This is a genomic window from Candidatus Binatia bacterium, assembly GCA_035631035.1.
Lineage (GTDB): Bacteria > Eisenbacteria > RBG-16-71-46 > SZUA-252 > SZUA-252 > DASQJL01.
In genome coordinates this window covers 37,453-54,799 of record DASQJL010000050.1, presented here as the reverse complement: position 1 = coordinate 54,799, position 17,347 = coordinate 37,453, and the positions used below count along the sequence as shown (strand labels likewise).

The window sequence follows — 17,347 nt, the reverse complement described above, 5'->3', positions numbered from 1 at the left end:
CCCGCGTGCGCGTCACCTTCTGGGGCGCGGCACGCACCGTGACCGGATCGAAGCACCTCCTCGCCGGACGCCAGGGAACGGTGCTGCTGGACTGCGGCCTCTTCCAGGGGCGCCGCGCCGAGTCCATGGCGAGGAACCAGGCGCTCCCGTTCCACGCGGGTTCCGTGGACGCGCTGGTGCTCACGCACGCGCACATCGATCACTCGGGCGCGATTCCCCTCCTGGTGAAGAGCGGTTTCGAGGGGCCGATCCACGCCACCGCCGCGACGGCGGACCTCTGCCGCGCGATGCTCCTCGACGCCGCGCACATCCAGATGAAGGACGCCGAGTACATGAACCGGCGCCGCGGGGGCCGCCACGGGCGCGAGCGGCTGATCCCCCTGTACGACACCCGCGACGTCGAGCGCACGCTGGAGCAGTTCCGTCCGCACCCCTACGGCGAGGTCTTCGAGGTCCGGCCCGACCTCTCGGTCGCCTTCCACGAGGCGGGGCACATCCTGGGCTCGGCCCACGTGGAGGCCCGCTGGAAGGAGAACGGGCGCTCCGGCTCGCTGGTCTTCACCGGCGACCTGGGGCGGCTGCACCGTCCCATCATCCGCGACCCGGCCCCGCTCCCGCACGCGGACCATCTGATCACGGAGGGGACCTACGGCGGAAAGATCCACCCCGACGAGCCCTCGCTCCTGGCCGCGCTCGAGCGCGTGGTGCGCGAGGCGGTGGATCGGGGCGGCCGGATCGTGATCCCCGCCTTCGCCGTCGGACGGACGCAGGAGGTGGTGCACGCGCTGAGCCGGCTGGAGGCCGAGAAGCGGATTCCCTCCCTCCCCGTCTACCTGGACAGCCCGCTCGCCAACGAGGTGCAGGCGATCGTGGCGCGGCACACGGAGGTCTTCGACGACGAGACCTGCGCGGCGCTCGCGCGCGGCGAGGACCCCCTCGGCATGAGGCGTGTGATCGCCGTGCGCGATCCGGAGGAGTCGAAGAAGCTGAACGAGAAGCCCGGCACGTTCGTGACGATCGCGGCCTCGGGGATGTGCGAGGCGGGGCGCATCCTCCATCACCTCCGCCACACCGTGGAGGATCCGCGCCACACCATCCTGATCGTCGGCTACCAGGCGGAGGGGACGCTGGGGAAGCGCCTGGTGGACCGGCTGCCCGAGGTCCGGATCTTCGGAGATCCGCATGCCGTGCGCGCCCGCGTGGAGGTGCTGAACGGATTCAGCGCGCACGCCGACCATCCCGCGCTGGTGGCTCAGGCCGAGTGCTGCGCCCCCTCGGCCGGATGCGCCATCGTGCACGCCGACCTCCTGCGCGCCGAAGCGCTCCGGGCCGCGCTGCGGCCCGGCTTCAACTGCCGCATCCCGACCGAGGGCGAGACGTGGGACCTCGGATGAGCCGCGACGGCGGGCACCCGCGCTCGCCCGGATTCCGGGTGGGGGACCGCGTCGTGCACCGCGCGTTCGGCGAGGGGCTGATCGTCGAGGTTCGGGAGCGGGACGGCTTCGAAGTGCTCGAGATCGCCTTCTCGAACGGCATCCGCCGGCTGACGTCGCTCTATCCGCTCGAGCCGGCGCGCGGCGCGGGGCGCGCGACCGGGCCGCCGGCCGTCGCGTCGGCGCCGGCCGCCGCCTCGGTGCGCCTCGGCCTCGACCTGCCGACGCGGGGGCAGTTCCGCATCGCGCCCGGCGCCGAGGACCTGGTTCAGCGCCTCCTCACCGGGCCCTACGACGCGGCGCGCGAGCACGAGTTGCGCCTGCGCGTGGAGCGCTACTCGCTCCACCGCGGCTTCGACCGGCTTCTCTGCTTGGACCGCCTCCACGACGTTCAGCACTACGGCCACCAGATCCAGGCGTGCGCGACGGCGCTCCGCCGCATGCGGGGGCGCGCGCTCCTCGCCGACGAGGTGGGGCTGGGGAAGACGATCGAGGCGGGGCTCGTGCTCAAGGAGTACCTGCTCCGCGGCCTCGTCCAGCGCGCGCTGGTCCTGGTGCCCGCGTCGCTCGTCGAGCAGTGGGACCAGGAGCTGCGGCGGAAGTTCGATCTCGAGTTCGCCATCCTGAAGCACGGCACCCCCTGGTGGGAGGAGCCGCTTCTGCTCGCCTCGATGGACACGGCGAAGCTCCTGCGCCACCGGGAGAAGGTGGCCGCGGCTTCGTTCGATCTGGTGATCGTGGACGAGGCGCACCGGCTGAAGAACCAGAAGACGCTCGCCTGGAAGTTCCTCGACCGGCTGGCGCCGCGCTATCTGCTGCTCCTCACCGCGACGCCGGTGCAGAACGACCTGCACGAGCTGTACAACCTGGTCCAGCTGCTCCGCCCCGGGCTGCTCGGCACCTACCGCACGTTCGGCCGGGAGTTCATGCGGCGCGGCGACCGGCGCATGCCGCAGAACACCCAGCGCCTCGCGAACCTCCTCTCCGAGACGATGATCCGCACCACGCGCGCGAGCACCTCGATCCGCTTCCCGAAGCGCGAGGTCACGAACGTGCTATTCGACCAGAGTCCCGCCGAGCGGGAGCTGTACGAGAACGTGACCCGCCTCGTGCGCCGCCTGGTGCAGACGCAGAAGGAGAACCGGCGGGGGGCGATCAAGCTCACGCTCCTCACCCTGCAGAAGGAGATCGGCTCGAGCACGTTCGCCGCGGCGCCCACGCTGGCCAAGCTGCTCGCGCGCGAGACGCCCGGCCAGGCGCGCAACGAGCTGGAGGCGCTCCTCCAGGGGGCCCGCGCCATCGAGACCAACGCGAAGTTCGAGGGGATCCAGAAGATCGTGGACTCCTCGCGCGACAAGTTCGTCGTCTTCACCCAGTTCCGCGCGACCCTCGAGTTCCTGGCCCGGTCGCTGCGCGGGCTGGGGGTGAAGACGGCAGTCTTCCACGGAGCGCTCTCCCTTCGCGAGAAGGAGGCGGCGATCGCGCAGTTCAAGGACCGCGCCCGCGTGCTCGTGAGCACGGAGGCGGGCGGCGAGGGGAGAAACCTCCAGTTCTGCCACCTGCTCGTCAACTACGACCTCCCCTGGAACCCGATGCGGATCGAGCAGCGGATCGGGCGCCTCCACCGGCTGGGGCAGACGCACGACGTGCGCGTCTTCAACTTCACCGCGAAGAACACCGTCGAGAACTACGTGCTCGAGATCGTGCACGAGAAGATCAACCTCTTCCGCGCTGTGATCGGAGACATGGACATGGTGCTCGGACCCTACGCCGAGGCCGGATCGTTCGAGGACGCCGTCTTCACGATCTGGGCGAACGCGAAAGGGGAGCGGGACCTGGAGCGGGAGTTCGGCAAGCTGGGCGCGGCGCTCCTGGTGGGGCGCAAGCGCTACGAGGCGGTCGAGGACCTCGACCGGAAGCTCCTGGACGGAGTGGAGAATGGCGACACGTAAGCGCTCCGGAGACGGCCCCCGCGCTGAGCTGCCCGAGCTCCTCGCGGCCATCCTCGAGACCCGGGGCGCCGAGGTGGCGCGCCGCGGGGGCGGCGTGTGGGAGGCGTCGCTTCCCGAGCCGCTGGCCAAGGAACTCGGGACGGATCGGGTGCGCCTCGTGGCCTCGCCGGCCGGGCGCGCCGCGCGCGGCGCCGAGGCCGACGCCGCGATGACCGAGCGGATCCTCCTGATCGGCCGGTCGATGGGCACGGTGACGCGGCTGGTCGCGCGCGCGCCGCTTCCCAAGGGAAGCGAGGCGCCGGCGCAATGGGTCCGGCTCCACTGGCGGATCCGGTACGGAAGCGACGACCTCCCCGAGGAGCTGCTCGCGCAGACCCTGCCGATCGCGGCAACCAGCGGGGTCCGCGCTCCCCGCGACGGGGCGCTGCGCGCCCCGACGGAGAAGGAGGCGGGCCTCCTCGACACCCCCGATCCCGAGCGGCTCACGCGCGCCTGGCATCGCGCGCTCCGGCAGCTCGAGCTTCGGATCCGGACGCGGCTCCGCCCGCACGAAGACCGCGTGCGCCGCGAGCTCCACCGCGAGATGCGCACGCTGAGCGTGCACTTCCGGTCGCTGATCGCCGAGGAGCGCGCGGGCCGCCGGCGCCGCCCCACGGACGGCGAGGCGGGGCGGATGCTGCAGCTGAAGGAGGACTGGGAGCGGAAGCTCGCCGCCGCCGTGCGGCAGCGCGCGTTCGATACCGAAGCGCGGCTCGTGGCGGCCGCATTGATCACCCTTCTGCCGCCCGTTTGACACTCCCCGGGAGCCGGGGTAAACTCGGCGACTCGTAATCGACGCTCATCCCTTGGAGTCCCGCGCCATGTCGACGCATCTCGTGAAGCACCAGAAGCTCACCAAGCGGCAGATGAAGGAGGACCCGCTCGTCACCGCGGCCTTCCGGGCCACCGAGGTCTGGGAGCGCTTCGGACGGACCATCCTGATCGCCGCCGGCGGGATTCTTCTTCTCGCCCTGCTCGTCTTCTTCGTCCTCCGCACCCGGGCGCAGGCCGAGCAGCGCGCGATGGGCGACCTCTTCCGCGCCCAGGTGGCCCTGACGCAGGGCGACGCGCAGTCGGCGGCGCCGATGCTGAAGGAGCTGGTGGACAACTCGCCGGGGACCCGGGCGGCTCGCGACGCGATGCTCCTCCTGGGCGACGCGATGATGGCGCAGCGCAATCCGAAGGAAGCGGCCACCTGGTACCAGAAGTTCGTGGACAAGGCCGGCGGCGACAAGACGCTCGAGCGCGCCGGCTATCTCGGCCTGGGCGCGGCGCTCGAGGACGGGGGACAGTTCGCCCCCGCGGCCGACGCCTACGCCAAGTCGGCGGAGCGCTCGACCAGCGACAACGATCGCGGGCGCGCCATGCTGTCCGAAGCGCGCAGCCTCATGCGCGCCGGCCAGACCCGGAAGGCCGTGGAGATCTATCAGAAGACCGCCACGCTCCCGGGCGCCGAGGTGCCGATCAAGGACGCGGCCAACACGCACTTGGGAGAGCTCTCGGTCACCGCTCCCGCGGCACCCTGACCCGGCGCCGATGTCGGCGCGTCCCATCCTGCTGGCGCTCGTCTGGCACATGCACCAGCCGAGCTACCGCGATCCCGCGTCCGGGCGCTCGCTCCTTCCCTGGACGCGCCTCCACGCCACGAAGGACTACCGCGACATGGTGGACCTTCTGCGCGCCTACCCGCGCGTCCGCTGCACGTTCAACCTGACCCCCGTCCTGCTCGACCAGCTGGAGCGGATCGCGGCGGGCGGGGAAGACGAGGCGCTGCGCCTCGCCCGCGCGTCGCCCGCCGCGCTCGCGCCCGAAGACCGCGCGGCTCTGCTCCGCGATTTCTTCTCGGTGCACCGCGAGCGGATGCTCGAGCCGCGGCCGCGCTACCGCGAGCTCCTCCGCCGCGCCGGGGAGGAGCGCTCCGGCGGGCCGCCGCTGACCGAAGCCGAGCTGCGCGACCTCCAGGTCTGGTTCCACCTCGCCTGGACCGATCCCTCCTACGCGGGCGAGGAGCCGCTGCGGTCCCTCCTCGCGAAAGGGGAGGGGTACACGGAGGACGAGAAGCGGTCGCTCCTCGACTGGGGGTGCGCGCTCGCGGGGACGGTGATCCCAGCCTACCGCGAGGCGTCCACGGCGGGGCAGATCGAGATCGCCGCCTCCGCCCATCACCATCCGATCCTGCCGCTCCTCGTCGACAGCGACGCGCCTCGCGAGGCCGGCGCCGCGTTCCCGCTCCCCGATCCGCCGTTTCACGCGCCGGAAGAGGCGGAGGCGCAGCTGAAGAGCGCGCGCGCGAGCCACGCGCGGCGCTTCGGCGCTCCGCCGCGCGGCACGTGGCCGCCGGAGGGTGCGGTGAGCGACGCCGCGCTCGACCTGATCCGCGCGCAGGGGTTCACCTGGGCCGCCTCGGACGAGACGGTGCTCCGCCGCGCGCTGGCGAGCGAGGGAGGGATCGACCCGCCCGACTGGCCCGCCGCGCGCTGCCGCCCCTACCGCGTCGAGACGTCCGCCGGGCCGCTGTCGATGATCTTCCGCGACCGCGCGCTCTCCGACCGCATCGGATTCGTCTACCAGCGCTGGGACGCCGTGGACGCGGCGGAGGATTTCGTCGAGCAGATCCGCTCCTCGGCCGCCCACGCGAAGGGGTCCGGGCCGGCGCTCGTGACAGTCATCCTGGATGGTGAGAACTGCTGGGAGGGCTACGAGGAGGACGGGCGCCCCTTTCTCGAAGCGCTCTACGAGCGCCTCGAGAGTCATCCCTCGATCGAGGCGGTCACCGTATCCCAGGCGCTCGAGCGGATGCCCCCCGCGGAGACGCTGCCGCGCGTGCCGGTGGGATCCTGGATCCGGGACGACCTCGGGATCTGGATCGGACATCCCGAGAAGAACGCTGCCTGGGCCGCGCTGCGCGACGCGCGCGCGCTTCTCGCTGCGCGCGGCGGCGAGGCGCCGGCCGATGCCCGCGAGGCGCTGCAGGCGGCGGAAGGAAGCGACTGGTTCTGGTGGTACGGCGACGACCACGAGAGCGATCACAAGGACGTCTTCGACGCGCTCTTCCGGGGACTTCTGCGTCGCGTGTACGCGTCGCTGGGACTCGAGCCCCCGGCGGTATTGAGCCGGAGCTTTCGCGGAGTCGACCATGCGGAGGACGTCGGCGAGGACGGGCCCGGGTGGGCCGGCGCCGCGCGCTACGAGGCGGCGGGCGCGGCCGGCTCGATGCACCGGGTCTCGGGCCTTCTCGAGCGGATCCGGTGGCGCCGGGAGGGAGACGACCTGCTCGTGAGGATCCGCCTGGCTCCGGGCGGTTCGCGGGAGGGCGCCGCGTTGCGGCTGACGGCCGGCGTGGCGCACGGGCGGGTGGTGCGGATTCCGTTGGACGGCCCCGATCGTGGCGCTCTCGCCTGGGAAGACGGCTCACCCGGCGGCTCCTACGAGCGCGGGGAAGCGGTGGAGGTCCGGATCCCGCTCGCGCTCCTGCCGGAGGGATCCGCCGGCTCCCGCCCCTGGAGTCTCGTGGTCGGGCGCGGGGAAGCCGTGGAGGAGCGCGCCCCGGAGGAGGGCTGGTTCGACGCGGCGGATGCGCCCCATGCTTGACGGGTTACGAGCCGCGTGCTATCCGTCCCCCGTGGCGACACGGCCGCCGTACGAAGCGATATCCGAGCGCGAGATCGCGACCGGCCGGGCGCTCGCCGCCGTCGCCTATCTCCCCGGGCTCTTCCTGATCGGACTCCTCGACGCGCCCCGGAACCGCTTCGTGCGCTTTCACGCGCGCCAGGGACTGGTCCTCTTCCTGGCGGAAGCGGCGGGGATGGTCGCGGTTGCCATCGTGGACGGATCCCTCGGGCGCATCCCCGTCCTGGGCGTGGTCACCGGCGCGGTGCTGCGCCTGGCCCTGGGACTCCTGTTCCTGGCCGCGGCGCTGTACGGCATCGCGAAGGCGCTCTCCGGCGAGACGGTCCGGATCCCATATCTCGGCGACGTGGCCGACCGCATGGAGGTTTGATGTCGATGATCCCCGAGAAGCGCTTCTGGCTGCTCCGCCGGCTGGCCAAGGCGATGACGATCGGCGCCTGGCTCGTGTTCGCGCTGATCGTGGTGGTCACGCCGGTCGGGATCGCGCGGAGCGTCATGAACGGCGACAAGCTCGAGCTGATCGAATGGCTCAAGTACGGCGCCTCGGGCGGGCTGATCTTCGTGAACCTGCTCTGGATCGCGCAGTCGATCCAGGTGATCCTGGCGATCGAGGAGAACACGAAGCAGTCGACGTACGTGCTGGAGAAGCTCACGACGCTGATGCAGCAGGTGCGGGATCGGGTCGGTGAGGTCGTGGAGCGGGAGTAGGTCTGGCGGCTTTCTACGGGAATTGAGGAAGGCTGAGGGTCTCGGTGTGTTCCGGGGCCCTTTTTGTTGGGTCTTGTCGCGGGTTTTGCAGGTTCGGGCGCGGGCACACGGTCAACTTGCGCTGACGTAAGTCGGGAGCGCGTCGGTCAACTTGCGCTGGCGCAAGTTGGAGAGTGGCGGTCAGCTTGCGCTGGCGCAAGTTGGGCCTCGCCATCTCCGGGCGCTTGGCCAGTGACTGAGAGTCACCACAACTCGCCCCGGGGCGAGTAGACGGTTCGGTCAACTTGCGCCAGGCGCAAGTCGGGGGCTGCCCGCAGAAGTAATCTCTATGAACAGGGCGGAAGCCGATCACGTGTTGGCGCCTGCCGCAGGGCGCGGCCCCAGGCGTTCGAATGCATGTCGCATAAGGGGTATTATGTCAACTTCACGCCGGGACCGAATTGGCTCGCCGGCCATGGCTTGGGCGTGAAGTTGGACATGAATACCGATCGGCGATCGGCGGGCCTCCCCCCATCGGCGGTCCCGTAAGCGGGTCCGAGGGGCTTCGGCCTTGGGCGGGTCGGCCTTCGGCCTTCCGCCTCTAATCCCGGTTGGGCTATCTACCCACGGGTCGGCCTTTCAGACCTCGGCCCTGGCCCCCTGAACTGGCTCCGCCGGCTAATCTCGGACGACTACGTTGACCAACTTGCCTGGGACGACGATCACCTGGACGACCTGCTTGCCCTGGGTGAACTTCTGCACCTTGGGGTCGGCCAGGGCCGCCTGCTCGATTTCGGGCTTCTTGGCGGCTGCCGGGACCTGGATCTGGGCTCTCAGCTTGCCGTTGACCTGGACGGCGAGCGTTTGGGAGGCGCTCTGCTGGGCTTCGGGGTCGGCTGAGGGCCAGGGGGTCGGGACGATCGAATCGGGGTGTCCCAGGCGGTCCCAGGCGCCTTCTGCGGTGTGTGGGGCCAGGGGCGCCAGGAGCCTCGTGGCCAGATCGACCGCTTCGGCGACTTCCGGGGCCCTCAGATCTCCTTCCGCGGCTTGGTATTCCTGGACGGCGTTCACGACCTGCATGAGGCCGCTCACCGCGGTGTTGAAGTGGAAGCGCTCCACGTCGCCGGTGATCTGGTGGACGAGCTGGTGGACCCGGCGGCGCAGGTCCCTGGCCGGGCCCGACGCGGCGTAGGCGGTCCGGGGTCCGGCCACCGGCGCGGTTTGGGGGCGCTTGCTGCCCGGGATAACCTCGTTGGCTTCCGTGAAATCCTCGATCACCTTCCAGTAGCGCGTGAGGAATCGGTACGCGCCCTCGACGCCGCGGTCGTTCCACTCGGCCTCCTTTTCGGGCGGGCCGATGAAGAGCGTATACAGGCGGACGGTGTCCGCGCCGTAGCGCTCGATGAGGGCGTCCGGGGGGACGACGTTGCCGTGCGACTTGGACATCTTGGCGCCGTCCTTGGTGATCATCCCCTGCGTGAAGAGGTGTTCGAAGGGCTCGCGGAAGGAGACGAGGCCCATCTTCTGGAAGACCTTCACGATGAAGCGCGAGTAGAGGAGATGCAGGATGGCGTGCTCCACGCCGCCGATGTACTGGTTGACGGGCAGCCAACGGTTCACCGCATCCGTATCGAAGGCACGGTCTTCCGCCTTCGGGCTCAGAAAGCGCAGGAAGTACCACGACGAGTCCACGAAGGTGTCCATGGTGTCGGTCTCGCGCCGGGCGGGGCCGCCGCACTTGGGACACTTGGTCTCGAGGAACGCCTTGTTGGAAAGCAGGGGCGACTTCCCGGTCGGCTCGAACTCGACCTGCTCCGGCAGGATCACGGGCAGCTCCGACTCGGGCACGGGCTGCATGCCGCATGAGGGGCAGGTCACCATCGGGATCGGCGCCCCCCAGTAGCGCTGCCGCGAGATCAGCCAGTCGCGGAGGCGCCAGTTCACCCGCGCCTCTCCCTTCCCCTCCTTCTCCAGCGCCTTCACGACCGCTTGCTTTCCCTCTTCCGCGGGGAGCCCGTCGAACGGCGCGGAGTGGACGAGGACGCCGTCCCCCTCGTACGCCGCCGTTCCGTCGAAGGCCGGGCCCTCGGCGGGGCGGATCACCTCGACGATCGGCAGGCGGTAGCGCGTCGCGAATTCGAAGTCGCGCTGATCGTGCGCGGGAACGGCCATGATCGCGCCGGTGCCGTAGCCCATCAGGACGTAGTTGGCGACCCAGACCGGGAGGCGGGCGCCCGTCAGCGGGTGCACGGCCTTGAGCCCCAGGTCGACCCCCTCCTTCTCGGTCTCCACGGCGAAGCGGTTCTCGACCCGCGCGCGCTTCAGGCGGTCCACGAAGCGGACCGCCTCCGCCGAGAGCTTCCCCTCGGACGCGAGCGCCGCGACCAGCGGGTGCTCGGCGGCCACGACCATGAAGGTCGCGCCCATCAGGGTGTCGGGGCGCGTCGTGAAGATCTCGAGCGCCGCCTCGCGGCCGGCGACCGGGAAGCGCACCGACGCGCCCTCGCTTCGTCCGATCCAGTTCGACTGCATCACGCGAACCTTCTCGGGCCAGTGCTCGAGCAGCGCCAGGTCGCGCAGGAGCGGCTCGGCGTAGTCGGTGATCTTGAAGTACCACTGCTCCAGCTCGCGCGTCTCGACCGTCGTGCCGCACCGCTCGCACTTCCCGTCCACCACCTGCTCGTTGGCGAGCACGGTCTGGCAGGAGGGGCACCAGTTCACCGCCCCCATGGCGCGGTAGGCCAGCCCCTGCTCGTAGAGCTTGAGGAAGATCCATTGCGTCCAGCGGTAGTAGGACGGCTCGCAGGAGGAGATCTCGCGGTTCCAGTCGAACATCACGCCCCACGCAAAGAGCTGCGCCTTCATCCGCGCGATGTTCTTCCGCGTCCAGATCGCGGGGTGCGTCCGGTTCTTGATCGCCGCGTTTTCCGCGGGCAGGCCGAACGCGTCCCAGCCCATCGGCTGGAGCACGGTGAAGCCCTGCATCTTCCGAACGCGCGCCACCGCGTCGCCGAGGATGTAGTTGCGGCCGTGGCCGACGTGGAGATCGCCCGAGGGATAGGGAAACATGTTGAGGCAGTAGAAGCGGCGCTCCGCCTTCATCGGATCGTCCAGCTCGAAGAGGCGCTCCTCCTGCCAGCGCTTCCGCGCGGCCGCCTCCAGCTCGCGGAAGGGGTAGCTCCGGCCGCGCTCTTCCCCGCGCGGCTCCTCCGCGGGCTGCGCGGTGTCCGGTCCGGTTCGTCGCGGCTCAGCCATGCGTTCCCGTCGCTCCTTCCGCTGCCATGAGTCTCCGTTCGATCAGATCGCGAAGTTCCGCGTCCCGCACCTCGCCCCGCTTGAGGGCGCGGTCGGCCGCGTAGACGGCGTCGAGCGCCGCCCGGGCGGCCGACGGCGTGAGCGCGACGCGGGGTGCGGCGCGGCGATAGCCGAACGACTGCGGCTCGAGCGCCGCGAGCGCGCGTTCGGCCACGGCCCAGAGCGAGTTCCCGCCGCCCACCCCCTCGGCATCGAGGGCGGCGGCCTCGCGCCGCGCCGAAGCGGCGTCCCGCGCGAGCACGGCGTCCGCCCAGCGGTCCAGCGACCCGCCGGCGCGCGCGCCGCGCAGCGCGGACAGCGCGCGGGGCGGCACCTTGCCCGAGGGCTCGGCGTGCACGCGAAGCTTCTCCACTTCCTGGCGGGCCTCGAGCAGATCGCGCGCGGCTCCGGCCAGCGCCTCGGCGGCGCCGGGCGGCAGGACCAGCTTCGCCTCGTCGATCATCCGGGCGACCCAGCGCGCCGCCTCCCCCGGCCGGGGCGCGCAGGTCGTGGAGGCGCCCGCCGCGGCCAGCGCCTGGAGCGTCCTCAGCTCCGGGATCTCCCGCGCGGTCGTGACCAGAACGCGCGCGCCGTCGGCGGAGCCGCGCGACCAGTCGAGCAGCGCCTCCTCGCACGCCTTGTCGAGCTTCGCGGCTTCCCGGATCCAGATCCGGCGCGAGGAGGAGAAGAGGGAGATCGACGCGAGCGCCTCGGCGAGCGAGGCCGGCTGAAGATCGTCGCCCTCGAGGCGGCAGAACTCGGAGCCGTCCCGCTCCCCTCCGGCGCGGAAGGCGTCCACGAGACGCTCGCGCAGGTACTCGTCGGGGCCCGCGGCGACGAGGAGCGGCGGCAGTCCCGCGGCGTCCCCGGCGAGCAGGCGCTCCGCTTCGTCGTAGGCGATCGCGGTTCCCCGCTTCAGCATGGTCACCACCCCTGGACGGTTCGGCTCACGATCTGGTCGGCCAGCTTGCGCACGACCTCGGCCCTCGCGTCCGTTTCGGTCCGCGCGGGCACCCCTCCCACGGCGACGATATTGTACGTGGTCCGGACGGTGAGCGCGTCCTCCTTCCAGATATCCCGGCTCTTCACGAGATCACGGTAGAGCACGCGCACGGTGAGGGCGACCTCGTAGGAGGTGGCCCGCTCCTGCTGCGTGTAGCCGAAGGGTTGGTTCCGGTAGGCGAGCACGGTCCCGCGGAGCACGGAATCGGCCTGCTTCTCCCCCGCCGCCGTGAGGCGCCCGTTCGCCTGAAACGCGTCCTGGAGGGCCCGGGTCACGTCCTCGGCGATCCCGAACTCGACGGTGCTGTTCTGGAAGACCGGGATGGCGATCGTCTTGATGTAGCCCGGGACCACGCTCGAGAGCGTGTAGCCGCAGCCGGACATCATCCACGGGGCGAGCGCGACGAGGCCGAGCTGGAGAAGGAGCCTACAGCACTTCACCCGGGGCCGTCGCGTCGTGGAATCCATAGAGCTTCATCCGGTAGCGCAGCTTGTCGCGCTTCATCTGGAGCAGCTGGGCGGCGCGGCTCTGGTTGCCGCGGGTCCAGTCGAACGCGCGCTGGATCACCTCCCGCTCCACCTCGCCGAGCGCCGTCTCGAGATCGATGCCGCTCTCGGCGAACTGCCCGCTCTCGATGACCGTGCGCAGCACGTCGAGGGAGGACCCGGTGCGGGCCGTGGGCGGGGCGATGGCCGCCGCCAGGTGCTGCGCCTGGATCCGGTCCCCCGAATTGAGAAGCACGATCCGCTCGAATAGATTCCGGAGCTCGCGGATGTTCCCCGGCCAGGGGTAGGCGAGCAGCACGCGGTCGGCTTCCGGGTCGATGCGCTCGAATCCCTTGTTGAAGGCGCGATTGAACTGCGCGAGGAAGTGCTGCGCCAGCGGGAGGATGTCCTCGCGGCGCTCGCGCAGCGGCGGCACGCGGATCGGCACCACCTTGAGGCGGTAGTAGAGATCCTCGCGGAAGCGCTGCTCGCGGACCATGGTCTCGAGGTTCTGATTTGTCGCCGAGATGACGCGCACGCTGACGGTGATGTCCTTGGTGCCGCCGACCCGCTTGAATGTCATCCGCTCGAGCACGCGGAGGAGCTTCACCTGGATCTGGAGGCTCATCTCCCCCACCTCGTCCAGGAACAGCGTTCCGCCGTTCGCGAGCTCGAGAAGCCCCTGCTTCTGCTGGCGCGCGTCGGTGAAGGCGCCCTTCTCGTGGCCGAAGAGCTCCGATTCCAACAGCTCGCGCGGGATCGCCGCGCAGTTCACCTCGAGCATCGGCTTCTCGCGCCGGGCGGAGAGCTCGTGGATGAGATGGGCGATCAGCTCCTTCCCCGACCCGCTCTCCCCCTCGATCAGGACGCTCGTGGAGTCGGAGCCGGCCACCTGCTCCACGATGGCGTAGACGCGCTGCATCGACGGGCTCTGTCCCTTCACGAACTCGCGGGAGAAGTGCTGGCTCTTCTGCTGCCGGTGGTGCTGCACCTCGCGGCCCAGCCGCTGCGTGGCCAGCTCCCGCTCGAGCACGGCGAGCAGCTCTTCCCGGATCGGCTTTCCCTTCGTCAGGTAGTCGCGGGCGCCGAGCCGCATCGCCTGCACCGCGGTCTCGTGGTCCGGCTCGCCGGTCAGCATGACGACCGCCTGGTCGGGCCACTGCGTCCGGATCCGCTGGAGCACGTCGATCCCGCTTCGATCGGGCAGGCGGATGTCGAGGAGGACGAGATCCACCGTGTCGCGCTCCAGGGCGCGGAGGCCCAGGGTGCCGCTCTCGGCGGTCGTGACCTGGTACCCCTCCGCCTCGAGATCGCGCGGCAGGAAGTAGCGGATCGTCTCGTCGTCGTCGATGATCAGGATCGACGCTTTGGCCATGCCCGTCGGGCCCTCATTCCGGTGCTTCCGGCAGGATCACGCGGAAGCGGGTTCCCGCGGCGTCGCTCTCCACCTCGAGCGTTCCGCCGTGGCGCTGCACGATACCATGCGCGACGAAGAGCCCCAGCCCGGTCCCCTTGGGCCGGGTCGTGAAGAAGGGCTCGAAGATCCGCGGCAGGAGGTCGGGCGGGATGCCGTGCCCGCGGTCCTCGACCTGAATGGCGACCGAGGGCCGGTCCCCCGGACGCCGGAAGGCGCGGATGGTCACCGTGCCGCCCTTGGGCGAGGCCTGGACCGCGTTCTGGATCAGGTTCAGGAGCACCTGCTGGAGCTGGTCCGCGTCGGCCGTGACCGTGGGCCAGGTATCGGCACCCTGCCGCTCGATCGTGACCCCCGAAGCGTCGATGGCCGGCGAGAGCCCCCGCACCGCCCACTCCACGACGTCGGTGAGTCGGGTCGGCCGCGGCAGGATGGCGCGCGGCTTGGTGGCGGTGAAGAGGTCCTGGATGATGGTGTTCAGGCGCACCACCTCGCGCAGGATGAACGCCACGCTCTCGTGGCGCTCGTCTCCTTCCGGGAACCCCCGGCTCAGATACTGGACGCCCGTCGCGATGCCGGTGAGCGGGTTGCGGAGCTCGTGCGCGACGCTCGAGGCGAACCGCCCCAGCGCCGCGAGCCGGTCGAGCTGGCGGATCCGGTCCTCCATCTCGCGCAGGCTGGAGACGTCGAGCAGCGTGGCCACCGCGCCGCGGATCCGCCCCTCGGCGTCGCGCAGCGGCGCGGTGCTCACCTCCACCGGAACGCTCGATCCGTCGGGGCGGACGATGTCGTTCTCCGCGCCCACCGTCGTCTCCCCCATCTCGAGCGATCGCACCAGCACCTCGTGCCAGGAGCGCTCCGGGAGGAGCCGCGGCAGCGGTCCCGAGCGCACCCGCTCGCGATCGAGCCCGACGATCGCCTCGGCCGAGCGGTTCCAGGCGAGCACGCGGCCCCGCGTGTCGATGGCGACCACGCCGAGCGGGAGGTTCTCGATCACCTCGTCGCGGAACCGCGCCTCCAGATCGAGCACCTCCTTCAGGCCGAGGTTGACGAGGATCGGTCCGAGCGATGGGGCGATCGCCTCCAGCTGCGAGAGCCGCTGCCGTGCGTCCGCCCCTTCGATCCCGATCAGCGCCACCACGTGGCGGAACTGGCAGCGGCCGCACGCGCGATGCCCCCCGGCCATCTCTTCAAGCGGAAGCCGCGAGAGGCCGCACGACTTGCCGCCTCCGACGGCGCCCGGGCAGATCGGCACCTCGCCGGTGAGACGGTCCACCGCGATCTCCCCGCGCACGGGGATCGGATGCCACGGTCCGCCCTTCCGCGAGCCCGAGGGTCCGATCCAGAGCTGGCGGTTCCCCTCCCCGAGCGCGATCCAGTGGAGCCAGTCGGGCTGGAGCCAGTGAACCTGCACGCGGTCGGGGCTCACGTCCATCACGGCGGGATCGCCGGCGCGGTAGACGGTGAACGAGGCGGGGCTCCCGTCGACGGTGCCGAGCCAGAGACGCGGCTCGTCGAGGGCGCGCGCGAGGTAGTTCACGAGAATCTGATAGGGGCGCCCGGGTTCGGCGTCGCGGGCGGCGAAGGCGACCAGCTCGCCGAGGCCCTCGAGCTGGACGCGCGTGGCCAGCTCGCGGCGGAAGTTGGTCTCGAGGTCGCGAAGGAGGATCTCGACCAGCGGTTCGAGCGCGACAGGATCGCCGCTCTCCGGCGCGCCCTGCTCCTGCCCCGTGAGCGGAGGCAGACCGCAGAGCGATCGGATCTCTTCCGCGCGGCGCCAAAGGCGCTCGACGGCGGTGCGCTGTGTCGGTCGAGGGGGTGTCTTCAAGCTTGTGGCGCACGCTAGCATCCGACTCTGGTGCGGTCAAGGGAGACGCCCCCTTCGAGCGACCACGCCAAAGGGCGGCCGGGCGCACTGCGGTTGGCGTGAGGAGAGACAGCCCTTCGGGCGGCCGCCCTACGGCCCGACACTGACCTCGTGATTGCCGACCGCCAACGGCGGGCCTCCGGGAGGCGACCTCCGCGGCTGTCTCTCCTCACGTCAAAGACCGCGATGTGACCTGCCGGCGTTCGGGCGTGCGCGCTTCGCGCGCCGCCCTCCCCCACGTACACACGGTGGGGTGCGGTGCGTGCGGCTCAGTCTTCTTGGTGGGAATGAATCGGGACTCGATCGGGGGGATGATGATTTCACGAGAAGCGGGGCGGCGCCGTGCGCTTCGTGGAGTGCCTTAACGGGAGACGATCGCCACGCACTTCGAATCTACGGGGGCAGGCCGCAACGCAGTCTTGGACGCGAGGAGAGACAGCCGCGGAGGGCGCCTCCCGGAGGCCCGCCGTGGCGGTACCCACCATCGAGGAGAGAGTCGGGCCGAAGGGCGGCCGCCCGAAGGGCTGTCTCTCCTCGCGCCAACCGCAGTGCGCCCGGCCGCCTGTAGAGACGACCTGCGCGTGCGTCAGTCTTTCGGTCTAGAGCGCCCCATCGCCGCGCACGACGACGCGGAGTGTCGCCGCCATGATCTTCAGATCCAGCAGCAGCCGTCCATAGCGCAGATAGTAGAGGTCGTACTGAAGCTTTCGGTTCACCGTCTCGATCGAGGTGTCGTAGCGCCACTTCACCTGCGCGAGCCCCGTGACGCCGGGCAGCGCCTGGCAGCGGGCCGGGTAGTCGGGGAGCGTTCGCGCGAGCGAGATCACGAAGTTCGGCCGCTCGGGACGCGGGCCGACGAGGCTCATGTCGCCGCGCAGCACGTTCCAGAGCTGAGGAGTTTCGTCGAGGCGCGACTTGCGGAGGATCTTCCCCACCCGCGTGACGCGCGCGTCCTTCTGCGTGGCCCAGACGGGGCCGGTGTGCTTTTCCGCGTCCACGACCATGCTTCGGAATTTGTAGATCTCGAAGACGCGCCCATAGCAGTCGGCCTTGCGCCGGTCGGGCGCTCCGGGGCGTAGTCCGGACGCGGGATCGGCGGCGCGGCGCGGGCGGCGGCGGCGGTTCTTCCCCACCCGCTCCTGCGCGTAGAGGATCGGTCCGCGGCTGTCGATTTTGATCGCGATTGCCACCAGGACGAAGATCGGGAGCAGGAGGATCAGACCGATGCCGGAGACGAGGATGTCGAGCGCGCGCTTCAGGCGGGAGTAGATGCGCCCGTTGGCGGGCACGTCGGCGAATCCCCTGGCCACAGCCGTCCCCTCCTTCATCGTGGATGGGAGGATCATCATGCTCAAGGGGCCGTTCCTCGCCGTGGAACGCCGGGCGACAGCCGGGCGCGCGCAAGCCCCCGTGCGAATCAGGAGCGACGCGGATCCGGCGGCTCCGCCATTCCCGTGCACCGGCACCAGGGACGGCGGGACCGATGGATGTCAGGCGAGGGCCCGCGCGCGAGTGTGGACCCGCCGCGGACCGGCCCCCCACC

At 70.8% G+C, this 17,347-nt stretch carries 13 protein-coding genes; 7 read left to right on the top strand and 6 right to left on the bottom strand.

Annotated elements, in window-relative coordinates; all coding sequences use genetic code 11:
• Window positions 1–5 precede the first annotated feature (5 nt).
• The 7 genes from VE326_04725 to VE326_04695 all read left to right on the top strand — a co-directional run bounded on the left by VE326_04725 (window position 6) and on the right by VE326_04695 (window position 7,762).
• A complete protein-coding gene (locus VE326_04725) occupies window positions 6–1,394 on the top strand; it encodes an MBL fold metallo-hydrolase (GenBank protein HYJ32501.1) in 1,389 nt (462 codons plus the stop codon).
• Window positions 1,391–3,385 carry an SNF2-related protein gene (locus VE326_04720; GenBank protein HYJ32500.1) on the top strand — a complete coding sequence of 665 codons (1,995 nt, stop codon included), beginning with the start codon at window positions 1,391–1,393 and terminating at the stop codon, window positions 3,383–3,385. The genes VE326_04725 and VE326_04720 overlap by 4 nt, the downstream gene beginning before the upstream one ends.
• Window positions 3,372–4,178, top strand: coding sequence for a hypothetical protein (locus tag VE326_04715; GenBank protein HYJ32499.1), 807 nt, complete (start codon window positions 3,372–3,374; stop codon window positions 4,176–4,178). Before VE326_04720 ends, VE326_04715 begins: the two co-directional genes overlap by 14 nt.
• Window positions 4,179–4,245: 67 nt before the next feature.
• Entirely contained in the window at window positions 4,246–4,950 is a 705-nt protein-coding gene (locus VE326_04710; GenBank protein HYJ32498.1) for a tetratricopeptide repeat protein, read from the top strand.
• A 10-nt stretch (window positions 4,951–4,960) separates the two neighbouring features.
• Window positions 4,961–7,015: a glycoside hydrolase family 57 protein gene (locus VE326_04705; protein ID HYJ32497.1), complete on the top strand. Its 2,055-nt coding sequence runs from the start codon at window positions 4,961–4,963 to the stop codon at window positions 7,013–7,015.
• 31 nt (window positions 7,016–7,046) lie between these two features.
• Window positions 7,047–7,424: a hypothetical protein gene (locus VE326_04700; GenBank protein ID HYJ32496.1), complete on the top strand. Its 378-nt coding sequence runs from the start codon at window positions 7,047–7,049 to the stop codon at window positions 7,422–7,424.
• The gene (locus VE326_04695; GenBank protein HYJ32495.1) at window positions 7,424–7,762 is read left to right on the top strand and encodes a hypothetical protein; all 339 of its coding nucleotides are present in this window, start codon (window positions 7,424–7,426) and stop codon (window positions 7,760–7,762) included. The genes VE326_04700 and VE326_04695 overlap by 1 nt, the downstream gene beginning before the upstream one ends.
• Before the next feature lie 657 nt (window positions 7,763–8,419).
• Here VE326_04695 and leuS read toward each other — a convergent pair.
• The 6 genes from leuS to VE326_04665 all read right to left on the bottom strand — a co-directional run bounded on the left by leuS (window position 8,420) and on the right by VE326_04665 (window position 17,153).
• Window positions 8,420–10,996: a leucine--tRNA ligase gene (gene leuS / locus VE326_04690; GenBank protein ID HYJ32494.1), complete on the bottom strand. Its 2,577-nt coding sequence runs from the start codon at window positions 10,994–10,996 to the stop codon at window positions 8,420–8,422.
• On the bottom strand, window positions 10,989–11,957 hold the full coding sequence (locus VE326_04685; protein HYJ32493.1) for a hypothetical protein: 969 nt from the start codon (window positions 11,955–11,957) through the stop codon (window positions 10,989–10,991). The genes leuS and VE326_04685 overlap by 8 nt, the downstream gene beginning before the upstream one ends.
• Before the next feature lie 2 nt (window positions 11,958–11,959).
• On the bottom strand, window positions 11,960–12,478 hold the full coding sequence (locus tag VE326_04680) for an LptE family protein (protein HYJ32492.1): 519 nt from the start codon (window positions 12,476–12,478) through the stop codon (window positions 11,960–11,962).
• Window positions 12,465–13,898, bottom strand: a complete 1,434-nt coding sequence (locus VE326_04675; GenBank protein ID HYJ32491.1) for a sigma-54 dependent transcriptional regulator — start codon at window positions 13,896–13,898, stop codon at window positions 12,465–12,467. Before VE326_04675 ends, VE326_04680 begins: the two co-directional genes overlap by 14 nt.
• Before the next feature lie 13 nt (window positions 13,899–13,911).
• Window positions 13,912–15,765: an ATP-binding protein gene (locus VE326_04670; protein HYJ32490.1), complete on the bottom strand. Its 1,854-nt coding sequence runs from the start codon at window positions 15,763–15,765 to the stop codon at window positions 13,912–13,914.
• Window positions 15,766–16,403: 638 nt separating this feature from the next.
• Window positions 16,404–17,153 (bottom strand): sugar transferase, encoded by a 750-nt coding sequence (locus VE326_04665; GenBank protein ID HYJ32489.1) that lies wholly within the window; start codon window positions 17,151–17,153, stop codon window positions 16,404–16,406.
• Between the last annotated feature and the right edge of the window lie 194 nt (window positions 17,154–17,347).

Bases quoted from the DNA above. Each gene is read 5' to 3' on its own strand.
- VE326_04675 (HYJ32491.1), bottom strand. From the start codon at position 13,898: ATGGCCAAAGCGTCGATCCTGATCATCGACGACGACGAGACGATCCGC.
- leuS (HYJ32494.1), bottom strand. From the start codon at position 10,996: ATGGCTGAGCCGCGACGAACCGGACCGGACACCGCGCAGCCCGCGGAG.
- VE326_04715 (HYJ32499.1), top strand. From the start codon at position 3,372: ATGGCGACACGTAAGCGCTCCGGAGACGGCCCCCGCGCTGAGCTGCCC.
- VE326_04695 (HYJ32495.1), top strand. From the start codon at position 7,424: ATGTCGATGATCCCCGAGAAGCGCTTCTGGCTGCTCCGCCGGCTGGCC.
- VE326_04665 (HYJ32489.1), bottom strand. From the start codon at position 17,153: ATGATGATCCTCCCATCCACGATGAAGGAGGGGACGGCTGTGGCCAGG.
- VE326_04720 (HYJ32500.1), top strand. From the start codon at position 1,391: ATGAGCCGCGACGGCGGGCACCCGCGCTCGCCCGGATTCCGGGTGGGG.
- VE326_04705 (HYJ32497.1), top strand. From the start codon at position 4,961: ATGTCGGCGCGTCCCATCCTGCTGGCGCTCGTCTGGCACATGCACCAG.
- VE326_04710 (HYJ32498.1), top strand. From the start codon at position 4,246: ATGTCGACGCATCTCGTGAAGCACCAGAAGCTCACCAAGCGGCAGATG.
- VE326_04685 (HYJ32493.1), bottom strand. From the start codon at position 11,957: ATGCTGAAGCGGGGAACCGCGATCGCCTACGACGAAGCGGAGCGCCTG.